This window comes from Actinoplanes cyaneus (assembly GCF_016862095.1).
Lineage (GTDB): Bacteria > Actinomycetota > Actinomycetes > Mycobacteriales > Micromonosporaceae > Actinoplanes > Actinoplanes cyaneus.
The window spans coordinates 279,534-294,668 of the sequence record NZ_BOMH01000036.1 but is presented as its reverse complement, the minus strand read 5'-3'; the positions used below and the strand labels follow the sequence as shown (position 1 = coordinate 294,668).

Annotated in this window: 11 protein-coding genes; 4 read left to right on the top strand and 7 right to left on the bottom strand. The window is 70.6% G+C overall.

Annotated features, from left to right (window positions below):
* Nucleotides 1-25: 25 nt before the first annotated feature.
* The 3 genes from Acy02nite_RS23730 to Acy02nite_RS23720 are packed head-to-tail and all read right to left on the bottom strand — an operon-like array spanning nucleotide 26 to nucleotide 3,266.
* Nucleotides 26-1,477: an alpha/beta hydrolase family protein gene (locus Acy02nite_RS23730; RefSeq protein WP_203744038.1), complete on the bottom strand. Its 1,452-nt coding sequence runs from the start codon at nucleotides 1,475-1,477 to the stop codon at nucleotides 26-28.
* Nucleotides 1,474-2,145, bottom strand: a complete 672-nt coding sequence (locus Acy02nite_RS23725; RefSeq protein ID WP_203744036.1) for a response regulator — start codon at nucleotides 2,143-2,145, stop codon at nucleotides 1,474-1,476. The genes Acy02nite_RS23730 and Acy02nite_RS23725 overlap by 4 nt, the downstream gene beginning before the upstream one ends.
* Complete coding sequence (locus tag Acy02nite_RS23720) at nucleotides 2,142-3,266, bottom strand: sensor histidine kinase (protein WP_203744034.1); 1,125 nt, start codon at nucleotides 3,264-3,266, stop codon at nucleotides 2,142-2,144. The genes Acy02nite_RS23725 and Acy02nite_RS23720 overlap by 4 nt, the downstream gene beginning before the upstream one ends.
* Nucleotides 3,267-3,428: 162 nt before the next feature.
* On the opposite strand from Acy02nite_RS23720, the gene Acy02nite_RS23715 reads away from it, so the two are divergent.
* On the top strand, nucleotides 3,429-5,033 hold the full coding sequence (locus tag Acy02nite_RS23715; protein ID WP_203744032.1) for a beta-1,3-glucanase family protein: 1,605 nt from the start codon (nucleotides 3,429-3,431) through the stop codon (nucleotides 5,031-5,033).
* A gap of 159 nt (nucleotides 5,034-5,192) precedes the next feature.
* Nucleotides 5,193-6,047: a CPBP family intramembrane glutamic endopeptidase gene (locus Acy02nite_RS23710; protein WP_203744031.1), complete on the top strand. Its 855-nt coding sequence runs from the start codon at nucleotides 5,193-5,195 to the stop codon at nucleotides 6,045-6,047.
* A 64-nt stretch (nucleotides 6,048-6,111) separates the two neighbouring features.
* Here Acy02nite_RS23710 and Acy02nite_RS23705 read toward each other — a convergent pair whose 3' ends face one another.
* On the bottom strand, nucleotides 6,112-8,403 hold the full coding sequence (locus Acy02nite_RS23705) for an Ig-like domain-containing protein (protein WP_203744030.1): 2,292 nt from the start codon (nucleotides 8,401-8,403) through the stop codon (nucleotides 6,112-6,114).
* A gap of 132 nt (nucleotides 8,404-8,535) precedes the next feature.
* A complete protein-coding gene (locus Acy02nite_RS23700) occupies nucleotides 8,536-10,401 on the bottom strand; it encodes a ricin-type beta-trefoil lectin domain protein (protein ID WP_203744029.1) in 1,866 nt (621 codons plus the stop codon).
* Between the two features lie 452 nt (nucleotides 10,402-10,853).
* Between Acy02nite_RS23700 and Acy02nite_RS23695 the strand changes: the two genes are divergently transcribed.
* Both Acy02nite_RS23695 and Acy02nite_RS23690 read left to right on the top strand, forming a co-directional pair.
* Complete coding sequence (locus tag Acy02nite_RS23695; RefSeq protein WP_203744028.1) at nucleotides 10,854-11,690, top strand: ATP-binding protein; 837 nt, start codon at nucleotides 10,854-10,856, stop codon at nucleotides 11,688-11,690.
* Nucleotides 11,691-11,788: 98 nt separating this feature from the next.
* Entirely contained in the window at nucleotides 11,789-12,481 is a 693-nt protein-coding gene (locus Acy02nite_RS23690; RefSeq protein WP_203744027.1) for a DUF4389 domain-containing protein, read from the top strand.
* A gap of 71 nt (nucleotides 12,482-12,552) precedes the next feature.
* Here Acy02nite_RS23690 and Acy02nite_RS46650 read toward each other — a convergent pair whose 3' ends face one another.
* Both Acy02nite_RS46650 and Acy02nite_RS23680 read right to left on the bottom strand, forming a co-directional pair.
* The gene (locus tag Acy02nite_RS46650) at nucleotides 12,553-13,587 is read right to left on the bottom strand and encodes an ATP-binding protein (protein WP_239175125.1); all 1,035 of its coding nucleotides are present in this window, start codon (nucleotides 13,585-13,587) and stop codon (nucleotides 12,553-12,555) included.
* 172 nt (nucleotides 13,588-13,759) lie between these two features.
* Nucleotides 13,760-15,007 (bottom strand): amidohydrolase family protein, encoded by a 1,248-nt coding sequence (locus Acy02nite_RS23680; RefSeq protein ID WP_203744026.1) that lies wholly within the window; start codon nucleotides 15,005-15,007, stop codon nucleotides 13,760-13,762.
* Nucleotides 15,008-15,135: the final 128 nt, after the last annotated feature.

The following is a 15,135-nucleotide window of genomic DNA, read 5'->3' as shown; positions in this document are numbered from 1 at the left end:
CGAGGACAGGGCCTGTTTCCCCGCCTCAGGGCAGCAGCAGCCCCCAGTAGAGCGCCCACGGGAGGAACAGCGCGCCGGCCACGAGCAGGACGACCTGCCGCGGGCGGTCGCCCCGGGTCCGGCGCGAGGCGTGGGCCGTCATGGCCGCGGCGATCACCGTGATCAGCGCGAGCGCCTGCACCGCCAGCCAGAGCACCGGCCGCCCGCCCAGCATCGGGCCGGGGGAGATGCCCTTCCAGTCGGCGCTGTCGGCCACCGTGACGAAGTAGGCGACGAAGCCGAGGACGGCGAGGGCACCGGTCGCGGCGAGGATCCGGGCGGGACGGGCGGTGGGGACGCTCCGGCCGCGGATCCGCCGGGTCAGCGCGACGATCGGGTAGGAGAGGAAGCCGAGCAGGAGCACGGCGAGCGCGGCGATTTGCGCGGGCCACGACTCCCACCAGGCCGACGGGGTGAGCGCGTCGCTGGTCGCCCTTTGCGCGGGGAGCGGGTCGGTGTGCGGCGGCGGGATCCGGCCGGCGGCTGTCGAGCGGACCCAGGTGCCGACGATCTCCGCGTACGCCGGGAAGAGCTCGTCGGTGTAGATCCCGTCCCCGTCGAGAACGCGCAGCGTGTGCCCGGCGCCGGGCAGGAAGCGCACGGTCAGCGGCGTGCGGATCGTCCGGGTCAGCACCGCGGCGCTCTCCGCGGCCGGCACCTGGGTGTCGGCGGTGCCGTAGACGGCCAGGACCGGCTGCGTGACGGCGGCCAGCGGCGGCTGCGGGTCGTGATCGGCCTCGGCGAAGAGCCCGGCGTCGTCGGCCAGCCGGTAGAACCGGTCGGACAGCGTGCCGGCGAGCGCCCCGGTGACTCCGGCGCCGGTCAGCTTGTTGAGCATGTTCCAGTTCTGCACGCGCAGCGGGGTCAGGCCCGGTGCGGAGGCCAGCACGACGAAGGCGATCTCCGGGGAGCGGCTCGCGGCGATCGGCTCGACCCAGCCGCCCTCGCTGATCCCCCATAGGCCGACCGCGTCGCGCTTGACCCCGGGCTGGTCCCGCAGGGTCGCGGCGGCGGCGATGACATCGTCGGCGAGCAGCGAATACACCGGCTGGTCGAGCGGGCGCTTGTCGTAGGCGAGCACCGCGATGCCCTGCCGCGCGAAGGCGATCGCCTCCGGCGTGACGCTCTTGCGCCTGCTGTTGCCGGAGCCGTGGACCAGCACCAGGCCGGGCAGCGGATGCGTCGCGGCTCGGGGTGCGACGACCATACCCGACAAGGTCTTGCCGTCTCTGGTGTGAATGCTGACGTCGGTGCTGGTCAGGTCGGACGGGATCGGCGGCACGGACGGCGGGACGGCGGCTGCCGCGGACGGGACCGCGGCCAGCGCGGCGACGACGAGGAGCAGGCTGAGGAGGCGGTAGGCACGTTCGATCACGAGAACGATCGTCGACGAGCCGGAGCCCGCGCACATCGCCGCCGGGAACGGTTCCGATCTCACTCCCCAGAGGGAGGCGGCTCCCCGGCGACGACCAGACCGGACTCGTACGCGGCCACCACCGCCTGCGCCCGGTCGCGCAGCCCGAGCTTGGCGAGCACGCTGCTGACGTGCGTCTTCACGGTGTGCTCGGTGACCGTGAGAGCGGCCGCGACCTCGGCGTTGGTCAGCCCACGGCCGAGCAGCCGCAGGGTCTCGCGCTCCCGCGGGGTGAGGCGTTCGAGCCCGGCCCAGGTGCCGGCCGGTGGCGGCTGCCGGCGCACCGCCGTCTCGATCAGCCGGGTGGTGACCGCCGGGGCGAGCAGCGACTCCCCGGCCGCGACGACCCGGACCGCCTGGATCAGCTCGGCCCGGCGTACGTCCTTGAGCAGGAAGCCGCTCGCCCCTGCCCGCAGCGCGTCGTAGACGTAGTCGTCCTGACCGAACGTGGTCAGCATGAGAACGCGCACCGGGTCACCGCTGAGCCGGCGGGTGGCCTCGATGCCGTCCATCCCCGGCATCCGGATGTCGAGCACGAGCACGTCCGGCGCGTGTTCCCGGACCGCGGCCACCGCCTCCGCCCCGTCGGACGCCTCGGCGACGACCTCCATGTCCGGCTCGTTGCCGAGGATCGTCACGAAAGCGCCCCGGATCAGCTCCTGGTCGTCGGCGACCACGATGCGGATGCTCACCGAGCGGCCCCGGGAAGTGTCGCCCGCACCCGGAAACCCTGACCGCCGGGCGCCGGGCCGGCCGTCGCGGACCCGCCGCACGACGCGGCCCGCTCGTGCATCCCGATGATTCCGTGCCCCTGGCCGTCGGTCCGCTGCGGTCCGCGCCCGTCGTCGGTCACCGTGACGACGAGCTCGCCGCCACTCCAGTCGAGGGTCACTGTGACCGCTTTTGCCCGCGCGTGCTTCAGCACGTTGGTCAATGCCTCCTGAACGATTCGGTATGCCGCCACTTCGGCGTCGGGCGTGATCGAGCCCGGCTGTCCGAGAACGTTCAGTGTGACCGACGTCGATCCGGGCCGGGAGACCTGGTCGACGAGGCCGGCGAGGTCGGCGAGCGTGGGCTGCGGCACTCGGGCGGTCCCCTCACCGGCGTCGAGCACGCCGAGGATCCGCCGGAGTTGCGCCATCGCGTCCCGGCCCGCTTCGGCGATCGCGTCGAACGCCTCCTCGGTACGGGCGGCGCCCTGCTTCATGAGCACCGGCCCCGCCTCCGCCTGCGCGATCGTGATGCTCACCGCGTGGGCGAGGATGTCGTGCATGTCGCGGGCGATCCTGGACCGTTCCCGCTCGGCCTCCAGCTCCCGCTCGCGTTCCAGGTGACGGGCGCGTTCCTGCAGCGTGCGCACCTCTTCCTTGCGGTTGGCCCAGGCGCGGCCGGCGAGGTACGCGGTGGTCCAGAGCAGCGCCCCGCGGGTCGCGGTCTCGATCGAGCCGGTGAGGATGAACGCTCCCCAGCCGATGATCACGATCGCGCTGATCCGCTGCCAGCGGGGTGACTGCGCGGCGACGGTGAACATGGCGATCAGCGCGCCGTACCAGAGCGGCTGCCGTGGACCGTCCGGCACCAGTGCGTAGGCCGCGGCGGCCAGCTCGCTCGCCAGCAGGACGACGAACGGCGCCCGCCGTCGCCAGATCACCGGCAGTGACACGGCCGCGGCTACGGCGTACGCCGGCATCGGCCAGTGCCGGTCACCGGAGAGGAACGGCGCCAGTTGCGCGGCCAGGGCGATCACCGCCAGGCCGGCATCCGCGGCAGTCGGTGGCAGGCCGCGGATCCAGCGCATCACTCGCTCGTACACCGTCCGATTTTGACCTAGAGCGATGTCTTCACGATGTCCCGTCCGTCGTTAACATCGGCGAAACATTGACAGCGGCGAAATAGTTAACAAAGATGTGAGAGCGCTCTCTCGACGCTCCCCACGTCGCAGGGCATCCTCCGCATCCACCCCCGAGGAGTCCCCATGTCCACTCGAAAGAGGCTGCTCAGCGCGCTTACCGCGCTGATCGCGGCGATACCGGTCGGCGCGGCTGCCGCTGCTCCGGCCGCCCAGGCCGCCGGCCCGAACCTGCTGCCGTTCACCGTCACCAACAGCACCGGGCGCGGCGACGCCGTCTACCTCTACGTCATCGGCGTCAACCTCAACACCGGCAGGCTCGGTTACGTCACCGCCGGTGGCACGTTCAACGCGTGGCCGGCCGGCTCGAACCCACCGTCGGCCGCGCCGGACGTCGCGATAGCCGGTGCGGGCAACGGCGGCAGCAGCACCGTCCAGGTGCCGCGCAACTTCTCCGGCCGGCTCTACATGTCGCTCGGCCAGAAGCTCAAGTTCTTCCTGACCCCGGACGGTCTGGTCCAGCCGGCGCCGTGGGCCTCGGGCGACCCGAACCACGACATCCTGTTCGACTGGAGCGAGTTCACCTACAACGACTCCGGTCTGTGGCTCAACAGCTCGCAGGTCGACATGTTCGCTCTCCCGCACGTGGTGACCGTCTCCGGCAGCGACGGCACGAGGAGCACCGGCGCGGTCGTCGCCAACGGCCGGCAGAACGTCATCGACCAGATCCGGGCGCAGTCCGGCTGGGCGAACACCGTGGTCACCCGCTCGGACGGGACCGTGCTGCGGGTGCTCGCGCCCGGCAAGGCGGCCGGCGCGGGGCTGTTCAGCAACACCTACTTCGACTCGTACATCAACACCGCGTGGAACGCCTACGCGAGCAAGACGCTGACCGTCGTGCCATTCGGGGACCAGCCCAACACCAAGTACTTCGGCCGTACGTCGGGTAACACCATGGTCTTCACGAACAGCTCCGGGGCGCAGGTCGCCTCGTTCGGCAAACCGTCCAGCGCCAACGTCTGGGGCTGCGACGGCAACCTGGCCGCGCCGAACGACCTGGTGGTCGGGCCGATCGCCCGTACGCTGTGCGCGGCGCTGAACCGGGGCACGCTCGGGACCATCGACACGCAGCCCGGCGGCACCGCTGCCGACTTCTACAAGAACAACCCGGCCAACCAGTACGCGCGGATCATCCACGCGAACATGGCGGACGGGAAGGCGTACGCGTTCGCCTTCGACGACGTACAGAATCAGGAATCCCTCGTCTACTCGAACAACCCGACGTCCGCGGGGATCACACTCTCGCCGTTCACCGGGGGCGGCGGTTCGGGCGGCGGCGGTTCGACCACCGGAACCACGATCAACGGCCCGGGTGGCAAGTGTGTCGACGTCGCCGGTGACGACATCGGTGGCGACGGCGCCGCCGTGCAGCTCTGGGACTGCCAGTCCGCCGCCCGTGACCAGCACTGGGCCTGGACCGGCCAGTCGCTGACCACGCTCGGCATGTGCCTGGACATCGCCGGTGGTGGCACCGCCAACGGCACCGTCCTGCAGTTGCACAACTGCACCGGCAACGCGGCGCAGACCTGGGTCGTCAACGGCAACGGCAGCATCAGCAACCCGCAGTCCGGCCGCTGCATCGACGCGCCGTCCGGCAACACGGCCAACGGCACCCGACTGCAGATCTGGGACTGCAACGGCACTGCCGCCCAGAAGTTCGCCAAGTCCTGACCCTGGAGTTCCCGCGGGCCCCGGAGCGCGTCTCCGGGGCCCGTCCCCCGTCCGGGGGACCCCCGATTGCTCACTCGAGGGTGACTATCGCCGCGGCTGTTCTTCCTAGTCTCACTCCTGTCGATGCGGGACATTCCCGCAGCTCACAGAGGAGAGACGATGAGCAACGAGACCGCTGAGGCATCGCCCACCCGTTCCGGTCCGCCGCGCTGGCTGCGGCCCCTCGGCGCTCGCCTGGTGTTCCTGCTCGTCGTGTTCCTCGCGTTCGAGTCGCTGCTCACGCCGCTGCTGACCGCGGCCGCGCGGAACCCGGTCACCGGCATCCTCGCGGGGGTAGCGGCGGCGGCAACGGCGCTCTACGCGTACGCCAAGCTGGTCTCCTGGCTCGAGGAGCGCGACACCCCGGAGATCAGCCGGGCCACGGCACGCCCGCAGCTGATCCGCGGCACCCTGATCGGCGTCGGCCTGTTCTGCCTGACGCTGGCCCTGATGTTCGTCAGCAACGCCTACCGGCTGCACGGCGGATCGTTCGGCGACATGATCGGCACCTTCGGCCTGATGCTCGGCGTCGCCGTCATCGAGGAGCTGCTCTTCCGTGGGGTGCTGTTCCGCATCGTCGAGGAGCGCTGGGGCAGCACGATCGCCCTGATCGTCTCGGGTGTGCTCTTCGGCGGCCTGCACCTGCTCAACCCGGACGCCACGGTCTGGGGCGCGCTGGCCGTCGCGATCGAGGGCGGCCTGCTCGCCGGCGCCGCCTACGCCGCGACGCGCACTCTGTGGCTGCCGATCGGCATCCACCTGGGCTGGAACTTCGCCGAGTCGGGCATCTTCGGCGCGACCGTCTCCGGCGCCGACACCACGGTCGGCGGGCTGTTCACCGGAACCCCGCACGGCCCGGCGATTCTCAGCGGCGGCGAGTTCGGGCCCGAGGCGAGCATCTGGGCTGTCCTGATCGGCGGCGTGGCCGCGTACCTGCTGGTCCGCAAGGCCCGCAAGCGGGGCAACTGGCGCTGACCCCGGCCAGCCGCAACGACCGGTGCCCGCCCGGAGTGTTCCAGGCGGGCACCGGTGTCGTGGATCAGCGGCGATAGCTCAGCTTGCTCGAGTACCGGACGTTGCCCGCCTTGTCGTAGGCGCGCAGCTGGACCGTGAACTTCTTGCCGTAGCGCGCGGGAGTGAGCGCCAGGAGGTAGGCGGCCTTGGTGTCGGTGGCCACCACCTTGCCGTTGACCAGGAGCTGCACCTTGGCCACGCCGTTGCGGTCGCTCGCCGAGGCCGAGAACGTCACCTTCCGGGACAGCTTCGACTTGTTCCTGGGCGCCTTGGTGACCTTGAGCGTGGGCGCGGTGTTGTCGACGATCACGGTCCGCCTCGCGCTCGCCGTGTTGCCCAGCCTGTCGACGGCCGTCCAGGTGATCGTCTTCGCGCCGTCCTTGCCGCTGGACAGCCGCACGGACGTCACCGAGCCGCTCCGGCCGGCCAGGTTCGTGACCGCGACACCGTGCGGGTCAGCGGCCTTGAGCGAGGTGACGTACGACGTACCCCGGACCAAGGCGTTGTGGCCGGGTGCGATGGTCATCGTGGGAGCGGTCTTGTCGATGTTCACGGGGAACGAGGTGGACGACGTGTTGCCGGCCGCGTCCCACACCTGCAGCCGCACGGTCGCGGCGGACGCCGCGAAGGTGCGCGCGTCCCAGGTGAACGTCGGGTCGCTCGACCGCGGCGTGCCGTCGACCGTCCACTCCGTCCGGACGATCGCCGACTCGTCCTGGATCGTCGGCTTCAGGGTGCTGACGCCGCCGATCCAGCCCGTGCCAGTGTCCAGCCGGTTCGTCGAGTACGCACCGGCGAAGTCCACCTGCGCGATGACCGGCGGCTTGTCGTCCACGGGCTTGGCCGTCACGGTGTAGCCGGTCTCGAGGGTGGTGGTGTTGCCGGCGAGGTCGTGGAGAACGAACGTCGGGGAGGTGACGCCCTCGACGGCGTTCCAGGTGTACGCCCAGGCGTCGTCGGACAGCCCGACGCGGGTCTGCCCGTCGATCGCGTCGATGCGCCAGACGTCGCTGGGGACGCCGGTCAGCGTGATCGTGACCGGCCCGCTCGGCACCGAGGACCCGGCCCGCGGCGAGAGGGTCGCGGTGGGCAGGACGTTGTCGACGCTCACCCGGACCGACTTCTCGGCGTGGTTGCCGGCGGCGTCCACGGCACTGACGGTGACGGTGGCGTACTTGTCGCTGGGCAGGCTCGCCAGTGACACCCGGCAGCCGGCGGTCAGGGTGCAGTCCGCGTCGAGGGAGTCGTTGACGGTCGCCCGCAGCTCGATGACTCCGACGTTGTCGGCCGTCCCCGGGTAGAAGACGAGCTCGGCGGGGACCCGCTGATCGGCGAGGAGACCGGTGCTCGCGATCACCGGTGCGAGCTGGTCGGTGTCCCCGGCGGTGGGGTTCGCTCGCAGCAGCGTCGTGTCGTTGGCCCTGTTCACGTCGCCGACGTTGACGCACTGGCACGGCGGGTTGACCTGGACCGTCCCCTGCGCGTCGGGCACCACCTTGTCGATCTTCAAGGTGAACGTCCAGGTCGACGTCGTACCGGCCTTGAAGAGGTACTCCGGCACGTCACAGAGGTAATGCGAGTTGTCCTCCTCCCGGCTGCAGCCGGGGGCCCTCACGAACGACGTGCCGGCCGGAAGAGTCACCTCGACCTCGGCGGGCGCATTACCGGAACGGCCCCTGTCGATCGTGGCCGGACCGTCGTTACGCACGCCCACGGTGGCCTGCACCACGGCACCGGCCGCACCGGAGACGGCGTCACCGATCGCGACCAGATCCAGGCCGTTCGTCCCGGTGACCTTCACGTCGACGTTCGCGGACGAGCCGTCGTCGTGCTTGGGCAACGGGTTGCCCTCCCGCAGGGGGAGCGGATCACCGGTTCCGGGTGTGCCCCCGCTGTAGGTAGCGAGTTCGCCGGCCGTCAGCCACTGGAACTGGCCCACGGTGCCGCCCGGCGCGTAGGTGTCCGATCGAACCTTGTACGGCAGGACGAGCCGGTAGCTCTTGCCCGGCTCCAGCGTCTGGTCGAAGGCGCAGCGCCGCGCCCGCGCGTCCTCGTAGAAGCAGTTGGAGAACTGCTGGGTGGGCTCGAAGCCCCAGTCGGTGTGCAGCAGGACGCCGGCACCGGTCAGCGGCGAACTGCCCGTGTTGGTGACCGACAGGCTGACCTCGAAGTCAGCGCCCACAGCCGCACTGACCTGCGGTGTTGCTCCCGCGAGCAGGACAGGTCCGCTGTCCGCGAGAGCGGGGGCCGCCAGCGCGGCGGACGCCACGGCGGCGGCCGTCCCGGCCACGGCCCAGCGAAGGAGAGAATGCGTCAACGGAGTCCTCACGTGCTGACGAAGAAGATCAAGTGCGCGCATCGTACGAGACTTCGTCGCAGCCCGCTGTCCCGTTTCCGGTGGTCCGGCGCCACCCCGCCGACCAGTAGCCGGGCGGCGCCGGACCGGGAACTACGGCAGGGTCCAGCGCTGGTTGTCGCCGGCGAAGCAGTCCCAGATCTGGAGCTTCGTGCCGTCGGCCGAGGACGGGCCGGTGGCGTCCAGGCACTTGCCCAGGGAACGCAGGGTGCCGTCGGTGCCCGCTGTCCACTGCTGGGCCGCGGTCCCGTTGCAGTCGTAGATCTGGGCCTTGGTGCCGTTGGCGCTGGACGCGGCGTTCACGTCGAGACACTTGCCGAGCACCCGGACCGTGCCGTCCGAGCCGACGGTCCAGGTCTGCGCCGGCGAGCCGTTGCAGGTCCAGAGCTGCACCTGGGTGCCGTTGGCGGTGGACGCGCCCGGAACGTCGACGCACTTGCCGCCGTACCCGGTGATCTGACCCGAACGCGACGGGCTGGTTCCGGCGTCACCCGCGCCGGGCCACACGTACGTCCCGGTGGTCTTCGCCGGCAGGGTGCTGGTGAACTGACGGCCGCCGGCACGCAGCGTGAACGTCTGGTTCGACGCGGTCTGGTTGACCACGACGGTGACCAGCGAGTTGTCCGGGTTCACGAAGGCGACGTCGGTCACCGTGCCGGTCGAACCGTAGCCGGTGGCGACGCGCTTCGCACCGGCCCGCACGAACTTCGAGAACTGGGCGATCATGTTGTAGTCGGGGGTCTTCCAGAACGTGTCAGGGTTCGACGCGCTCTGCACCAGCATCGTCGGGTCGGGCGAGCCGCTCCAGCGCTCCGGCGAGCGGTTCTGGTCGAGCATCGAGACCCAGCCCTCGTAGAGGGTGGACTGGTTGCGGAAGTACTGCACTATCCGGTCGGCGCCCGCGGTGCCCCAGACCGAACGCTCGGTCATCAGCACGTCCTTGTCGGGGAACTGCGCCTTGACGGTGGCCATCGCCGACGGGTCACCGGCGTAGTCGTGGAAGGCGATCCCGTCGACCGAGGCACGCGCGTCGCCGGTGAGGACCCCTTGCGCGTACGAGACTCCCTCGCTGAAGTTGTGGTCGAAGGCCCAGATCTTGGTGGCGCCCAGGCCGTTGCCGGTGAGCTCGGCGCGCAGCGCGATCGCGAGACGTCGTTCCTGGTCAGCGGTGACGCGCATGCCCGGGTAGTCGGCGGGCTCGAACAGCGGCTCGTTCTGCAGCGTCAGGCCGTAGATCGGGATGCCCTGTGCCGCGTACGCCTGGATCGCCTTGCGGTAATAGGTCGCCAGCGTGGGGATGTACTGGTCGAGCAGGCTTCCCGTAATGATCGCGTTGCTGCTCTTCATCCACGGCGGCGCCGACCACGCGCTCGCGAAGATCTTCAGGTTCGGGTTGATCGCCAGCGCCTCGCGCAACGTCGAGATGATCTTGTCGTCGATGTCGCGCTGGATCGAGAACCGCGACAGCGACGGATCGGCCGCGCCGTCGTCGTAGGTGTAGAAGTCGTGCGAGGTGAAGTCACTGGTGCCGAACGCGATCCTGGCGACGTTGAAGCCCGCGCCGGCGCTCGGGTCGACCAGCGCGCGCAGGGCGTTCGTGCGGCCGGCCGCGCTCATCCGGGCCAGGTTGAAGACCGTCGACTCCTCCAGGGAGGAGCCCACGCCGAGCACGGTCTGGAACTGCTGGGCGGTGTCGACCGAGATCGTGGCGGTGCCGGCGGCCGCCGTGGTGGCGATGTCGGCCTGCCTGCTGAGCTGGTACGGCGTGCCGGCCAGGCCGGTGGCGGGACTGGTGTACCAGTTCGCGTTCTTCGGCTCGTAGCCCGCGGTGCGCGACTCGGAACTGAACCATGCCTGCACAGTCGCGGCGGGGGCGGCCTGGGCGGCGGCTTGCGGGACGAGCAGGCCCGCGCCGGCGAGCAGGCCCGCCGTGAGGGCGGCGAAACGGGGACGGGTCATACGGCGGCGCCCTTCCGACTGGTCGCAATCGTAAAGAAACTTGCCGGAAATCCTTGCGACGGGCTCGAACCGAGTCAATGACCTGGGCTCCCGTAACCGGGACGAGAGCCGGGAAACCCTGAAACAACGCAGCCGTCCGGCCCTCGTACGTCCAACGAGTCGGGCGATCAACAGCAGGTCGGCCTAGAGTGAAGTCAGGTGCCGATGACGTCACCACCGCCACTCCTCGCTGCTCCAGACCTCGGTAGCGCACCCGCCCTACAGACGCCTGGAGCCGTCGTGATCACTCAACCCCGCCTCCCCGTCGCCACCCCGCACGCGCCCGGCGACCGGCCGCGCACTTTCCTCGGGGCCGAGGACTCGCCGCTGGGGCTCACGAGCCGCCGGCGGCATCCGGCCCCGGCCGGCGGGGCGAGGCGTAACCGTCACGACACCCGTACGGCCGGTCGGCGATGACCACCGTCGGACGGCGGACGTACCCCGCGAAACCTCCCTATCTGGTCACCGCCGAGACGAATCGGCGAGGGGTGGCGGTGGACGTCGCGGCCGATGCGAGCACCACCGTGGTCGAGATGACGGTGCACGGGCAGTGGTCGACGGAGCTCGGCCAGCAGGTGGACGCCACCCTGCGGATGTGTCTCGCCGGCCCGGTGTCCGCGGTGATCGTCGACCTGCACGATGTGGGCGACCTGCACGGGGTGAGCCGGTCCTTCTGGGTCACGGCGGCACGCACGGCTCGACTCGGTCCCCGGCCGGTCCGGCTGGCGTTGTGCCTGCCCGCGCAGACCATGCTGGACCACCGGTTACGGCACGGCGAGGAAACCCCGGCGCTGGTGTTCGACACCATGCAACAGGCGCGCCGGGCCCTGGCCACGGACCTGCCACCCGGCTCCCGGATGCAGGCCCGGCTCCGCTCGCACCCGCTCTCCGTGGCGGCGGCCAGAGAACTCGTCGTGCAGGCCTGTCACCGCTGGCAACTGCATCACCTGCGGCACGACGCCGCGCTGATCGTCTCCGAGCTGGCCTCCAACGCCGTCCAGCACGCCGGTACCGACCTGGTGGTCACCGTGGTGCGCACCGGTCCCGGGCTGCTGGTGGCCGTCCGCGACAGCGACACCCGCTATCCGCGCATGCGGGAGCCGTCCGGTGAGGGCAACCCGGTCGAGCTGCAGGAACGAGGGCGGGGATTACGGCTGGTCCATGCCGTCGCGCCCGGCTGGGGCGCGCTGCCCGCCCGTGGCGGCAAGGTCGTCTGGGCCACCATCTCCCCGGACACCTCCATGACCTGATCAGGATGCAGGCACGGAAGTGAGCCGTGTGCTCGCGCCGGGCGTCTCCACACCGGCGGATCAGAACGGCCGGCCGGTCGGCAGGAGGTACGACGATCATGACCGTTGCGTCCGTCTACCCGGTTCGCGTGGATGCACGCCTGGATCCACACCTGTCCCGCTGGATGTGGCTGGTGAAGTGGTTCCTGTCCATCCCGCACTATCTCGCGCTGTTCTTCCTGTGGATCGCGTTCATGGTCCTGTCGGTGGTCGCGTTCTTCGCAATCCTGTTCACCGGCCACTACCCGCGGGCGATCTTCGAGTTCAACGTCGGTGTGCTCCGGTGGGGCTGGCGGGTCAGTTACTACGCCTACAGCGCGCTGGGCACGGACCGGTATCCGCCGTTCACCCTCGCTGACGATCCTGACTGTCCGGCACAGTTGCACGTGCCCTATCCCGAGCGTCTGTCCCGCGGGCTGGTCCTGGTGAAGTGGTGGCTGCTGGCGCTGCCGCACCTGCTGATCGTGGGCATCTTCGTCGGCGGCGGCGCCTGGTTCGCCGTGAACGCCGACACCGACGGCTACAGCTGGACCGGTGGCGGCCTGATCGGGCTCCTGGTCCTCATCGCCGCGATCGTTCTGGCCGTCACCGGCAACTATCCGCGTGGCCTGTTCGACCTGGTCCTCGGCCTGAACCGGTGGGTGCTGCGCGTCGCCGCGTACACCGCCCTGATGACCGACGCCTATCCGCCGTTCCGGCTGGACACCGGCGGCACCGACCCCGCCACCACGGTGATCGCACCGGCGGCGTGACGCACCGGGACGGCATGACGCGAGCAGGTGCCGGCCCGCCCGGTCATGCCGTGCCCGGACCCCGGCGGAGATCAGCGACGGCTGTCGAGCTCATGGCTGAGCAGCAGGCGCGTGCCGGTGGAGTCGGTGATGACGTCCATGCTGGTGCAGGCCTGCTCCATCAGCCCGAAGCCGTGCGGGCGCCGCCGGCGGCTGCGGGCGGTGCCGGTCGAGCGCAGGGACGTGCCGATGCCGGGGCCGTGGTCGCTGATCTCGCACCAGAGCCGGCCGGCACGACGCCACAGCAGCAGCTGGCCATGGCCGCCGCCGTGGCTCACGGCGTTGATCATCGCTTCGTGCACGGCCAGCACGAACCGGTTCCCCTCCTCGCCGATCAGGCCCTGCGCGGTGCTGAGAGAGTGAACCTGCCTGCGCAGCTGGGGAACCGAGGCGCCGTCGAGCCAGCGGGCCAGCGGCAGCCCGGCGGCGGTGTCGCGGGCCAGGCCGGGCGGACCCGTGACGGGTTCGCCACCGGCGAGGGCGAGCAGGGCATGGTCGAGGCGGGCGTGGGCGAAGGCACCGGTCCAGTCCACGCCGAAACGTTCCATGGTGAGCAGCTCGGCGGCCGCGGCCGTGAACGCCACCGCGGCGCTCCGATCGGCATCACGCAGGCCACTGGGGGTACGCCGGTACATGTCGACGGCGCCGGCGTGCCGGACCCCGCCGGCGTGCAACGGCCAGGCGAACACCGCCCGGGCTCCGGCGTTCAGGGCCGCGGGGGTGAACCGCGGCCACCGTTCGCGCCACGACGGGTGGCGCAGGTCGGCGGCGTGCACCGGCTGGCGAGTCGCTGTGGCCTCGTGACACGGGCCGTCGGCCAGCGTCTCCTGCGCGGATTCGAGAATGGCGCTGGCCCGGTCGCTGCTGAACCGGACCCGCGGAACCGGGCTGGCCTCCTGCCCGCCGATCGGTAGCGGGCCCGCGGACAGGCCGACCCCGGTGACACCCGGCAGTAACGCGGTGCCCGCCCGGCACAGCTCGCTCAGGCCCGGACCGAAGACGCCGACCAGATCCCACGACCGGCCGGGCTGCAAGTCGTCCTGCCCATTGCCTCGCTGCCGGGTCATCGGCTGTTCTCCCCGGACAGCACCACGAGGTGGTGGACGCGCAACCAGGGTCTGGGGCAGCTGATGGAGCCTTCACACTAAACCTGCGGGTTGCCGACAGCCAACGGCCGGCGCCTCCGTTCTGCGCAATTCACCCTTGCTGCCCGGATCGCCCGCTGTCAGCGGCGGCCGTTCACAGGGAGGCAGCGGCATCGGCGAGCCGTGCTCCGCGCCGCCAGACGGCAAGGGTGTTCAGCGTGTCGCTGATCGTCGTGGTGGGGTCCCCGCCGACCAGGAGCAGATCGGCGCGAAGCCCTTCGGCGATGCGACCTCGGTCGGTGAGACCGAACCGGCGCGCCGGAGTGCTGGTGGCGGCGCGCAGCGCCTCGATCGGGCTGAGGCCGGCTCGGACCAGGTACTGCAGTTCGTGGTGGACGCTGGCGCCGTGGGCGAGGCCGCCCAGGAAGGGCAGGGGAACCGAGGCGTCCGTGCCGACCAGGATGTCCACGCCGGCGTCGTGCAGAGCCTTGACGGAGACGAGCACGTCGTCGAGGTCGCCCTGCGGGTAATGGTCGAAGCTGGACCGCAGGGTTTCCAGCCAGGGCTGGTCGAGACGGGACGACACCCTCGAGTCGGCCGCCAGCTCGGCGCCGGTGATACCCATCATCGAGGCGTTCAGGACCACACACGGCACGACGAAGGCTCCCGAGGCGGCGATCTGTCCGACGATCTCGGCGGTGTGGGGCCGGTCCATGAACAGATGCGCCAGACCGCCGATGCCGGCCTCGATCGACATGCGGGTCGCCTCGATGGTCAGGGCGTGCGCGACGGTGAGCATGCCGTGCCGCTTGGCCTCGGCCACCCCCGCGTCGAGGGTGGCCTGGTCCAGCATGGGCAGGCCGGGGTGACCCTCCACGCTCCCGTCGTCGACCATGAACTTGATGTAGTCGGAACCCGTCGCGACCAGCTTCGGGATGAACGCGACGGCTTCTTCCGGGGTGGTGGAGAACGGCATCACCGGTGCCTGCTCGGGTGCCGCTCCCCGGGATGCGCCGGGCGGCGGACCGGGCCGGAAGTCGGCGGGGAACAGTTCCGAGGGGTGGCCTCCGGGCGGCGTGATCCCGAAGCCGGACGAGCGTACGTCGGCAAGGGTGTCGTCTTCCTCGATGTCCCCGCGGTTGGGCCGGGTGTTGGTGCCCTGCATCTCCAGATGAGTGGTCACCCCGAAGCGCAGCGCCAGCGCCAGACTCGGTTTGCTGGTGTGCACGTGCGCGTCGAACAGGCCGGGCAGCAGCGTGGCTCCGGCAGCGTCGACGATCTCGGCGCCCGCGGGCGGCCGCGCTCCCACGGCGGTGATCGTGGGGCCGTCGATGATGACGGTCGTCGAGTCCGGCACATCGTGGCCGTCGAAGATACGTGCGTTGAGGATGGCAGTGGTCATGTCGTGTCAGTCCCTCATTGTCGGGGTGGTGATCTTCGCTCCCAGATCACGTTCGCAACGAACATGTTCGTAAGCGCTAAACGCGATCGTAGCGAACATGTTCGTGCAATGCCACCTTCCGCCTCGAG

Bases quoted from the DNA above. Each gene is read 5' to 3' on its own strand.
- Acy02nite_RS23715 (WP_203744032.1), top strand. From the start codon at position 3,429: ATGTCCACTCGAAAGAGGCTGCTCAGCGCGCTTACCGCGCTGATCGCG.
- Acy02nite_RS23710 (WP_203744031.1), top strand. From the start codon at position 5,193: ATGAGCAACGAGACCGCTGAGGCATCGCCCACCCGTTCCGGTCCGCCG.
- Acy02nite_RS23700 (WP_203744029.1), bottom strand. From the start codon at position 10,401: ATGACCCGTCCCCGTTTCGCCGCCCTCACGGCGGGCCTGCTCGCCGGC.
- Acy02nite_RS23695 (WP_203744028.1), top strand. From the start codon at position 10,854: ATGACCACCGTCGGACGGCGGACGTACCCCGCGAAACCTCCCTATCTG.
- Acy02nite_RS23690 (WP_203744027.1), top strand. From the start codon at position 11,789: ATGACCGTTGCGTCCGTCTACCCGGTTCGCGTGGATGCACGCCTGGAT.
- Acy02nite_RS46650 (WP_239175125.1), bottom strand. From the start codon at position 13,587: ATGACCCGGCAGCGAGGCAATGGGCAGGACGACTTGCAGCCCGGCCGG.
- Acy02nite_RS23680 (WP_203744026.1), bottom strand. From the start codon at position 15,007: ATGACCACTGCCATCCTCAACGCACGTATCTTCGACGGCCACGATGTG.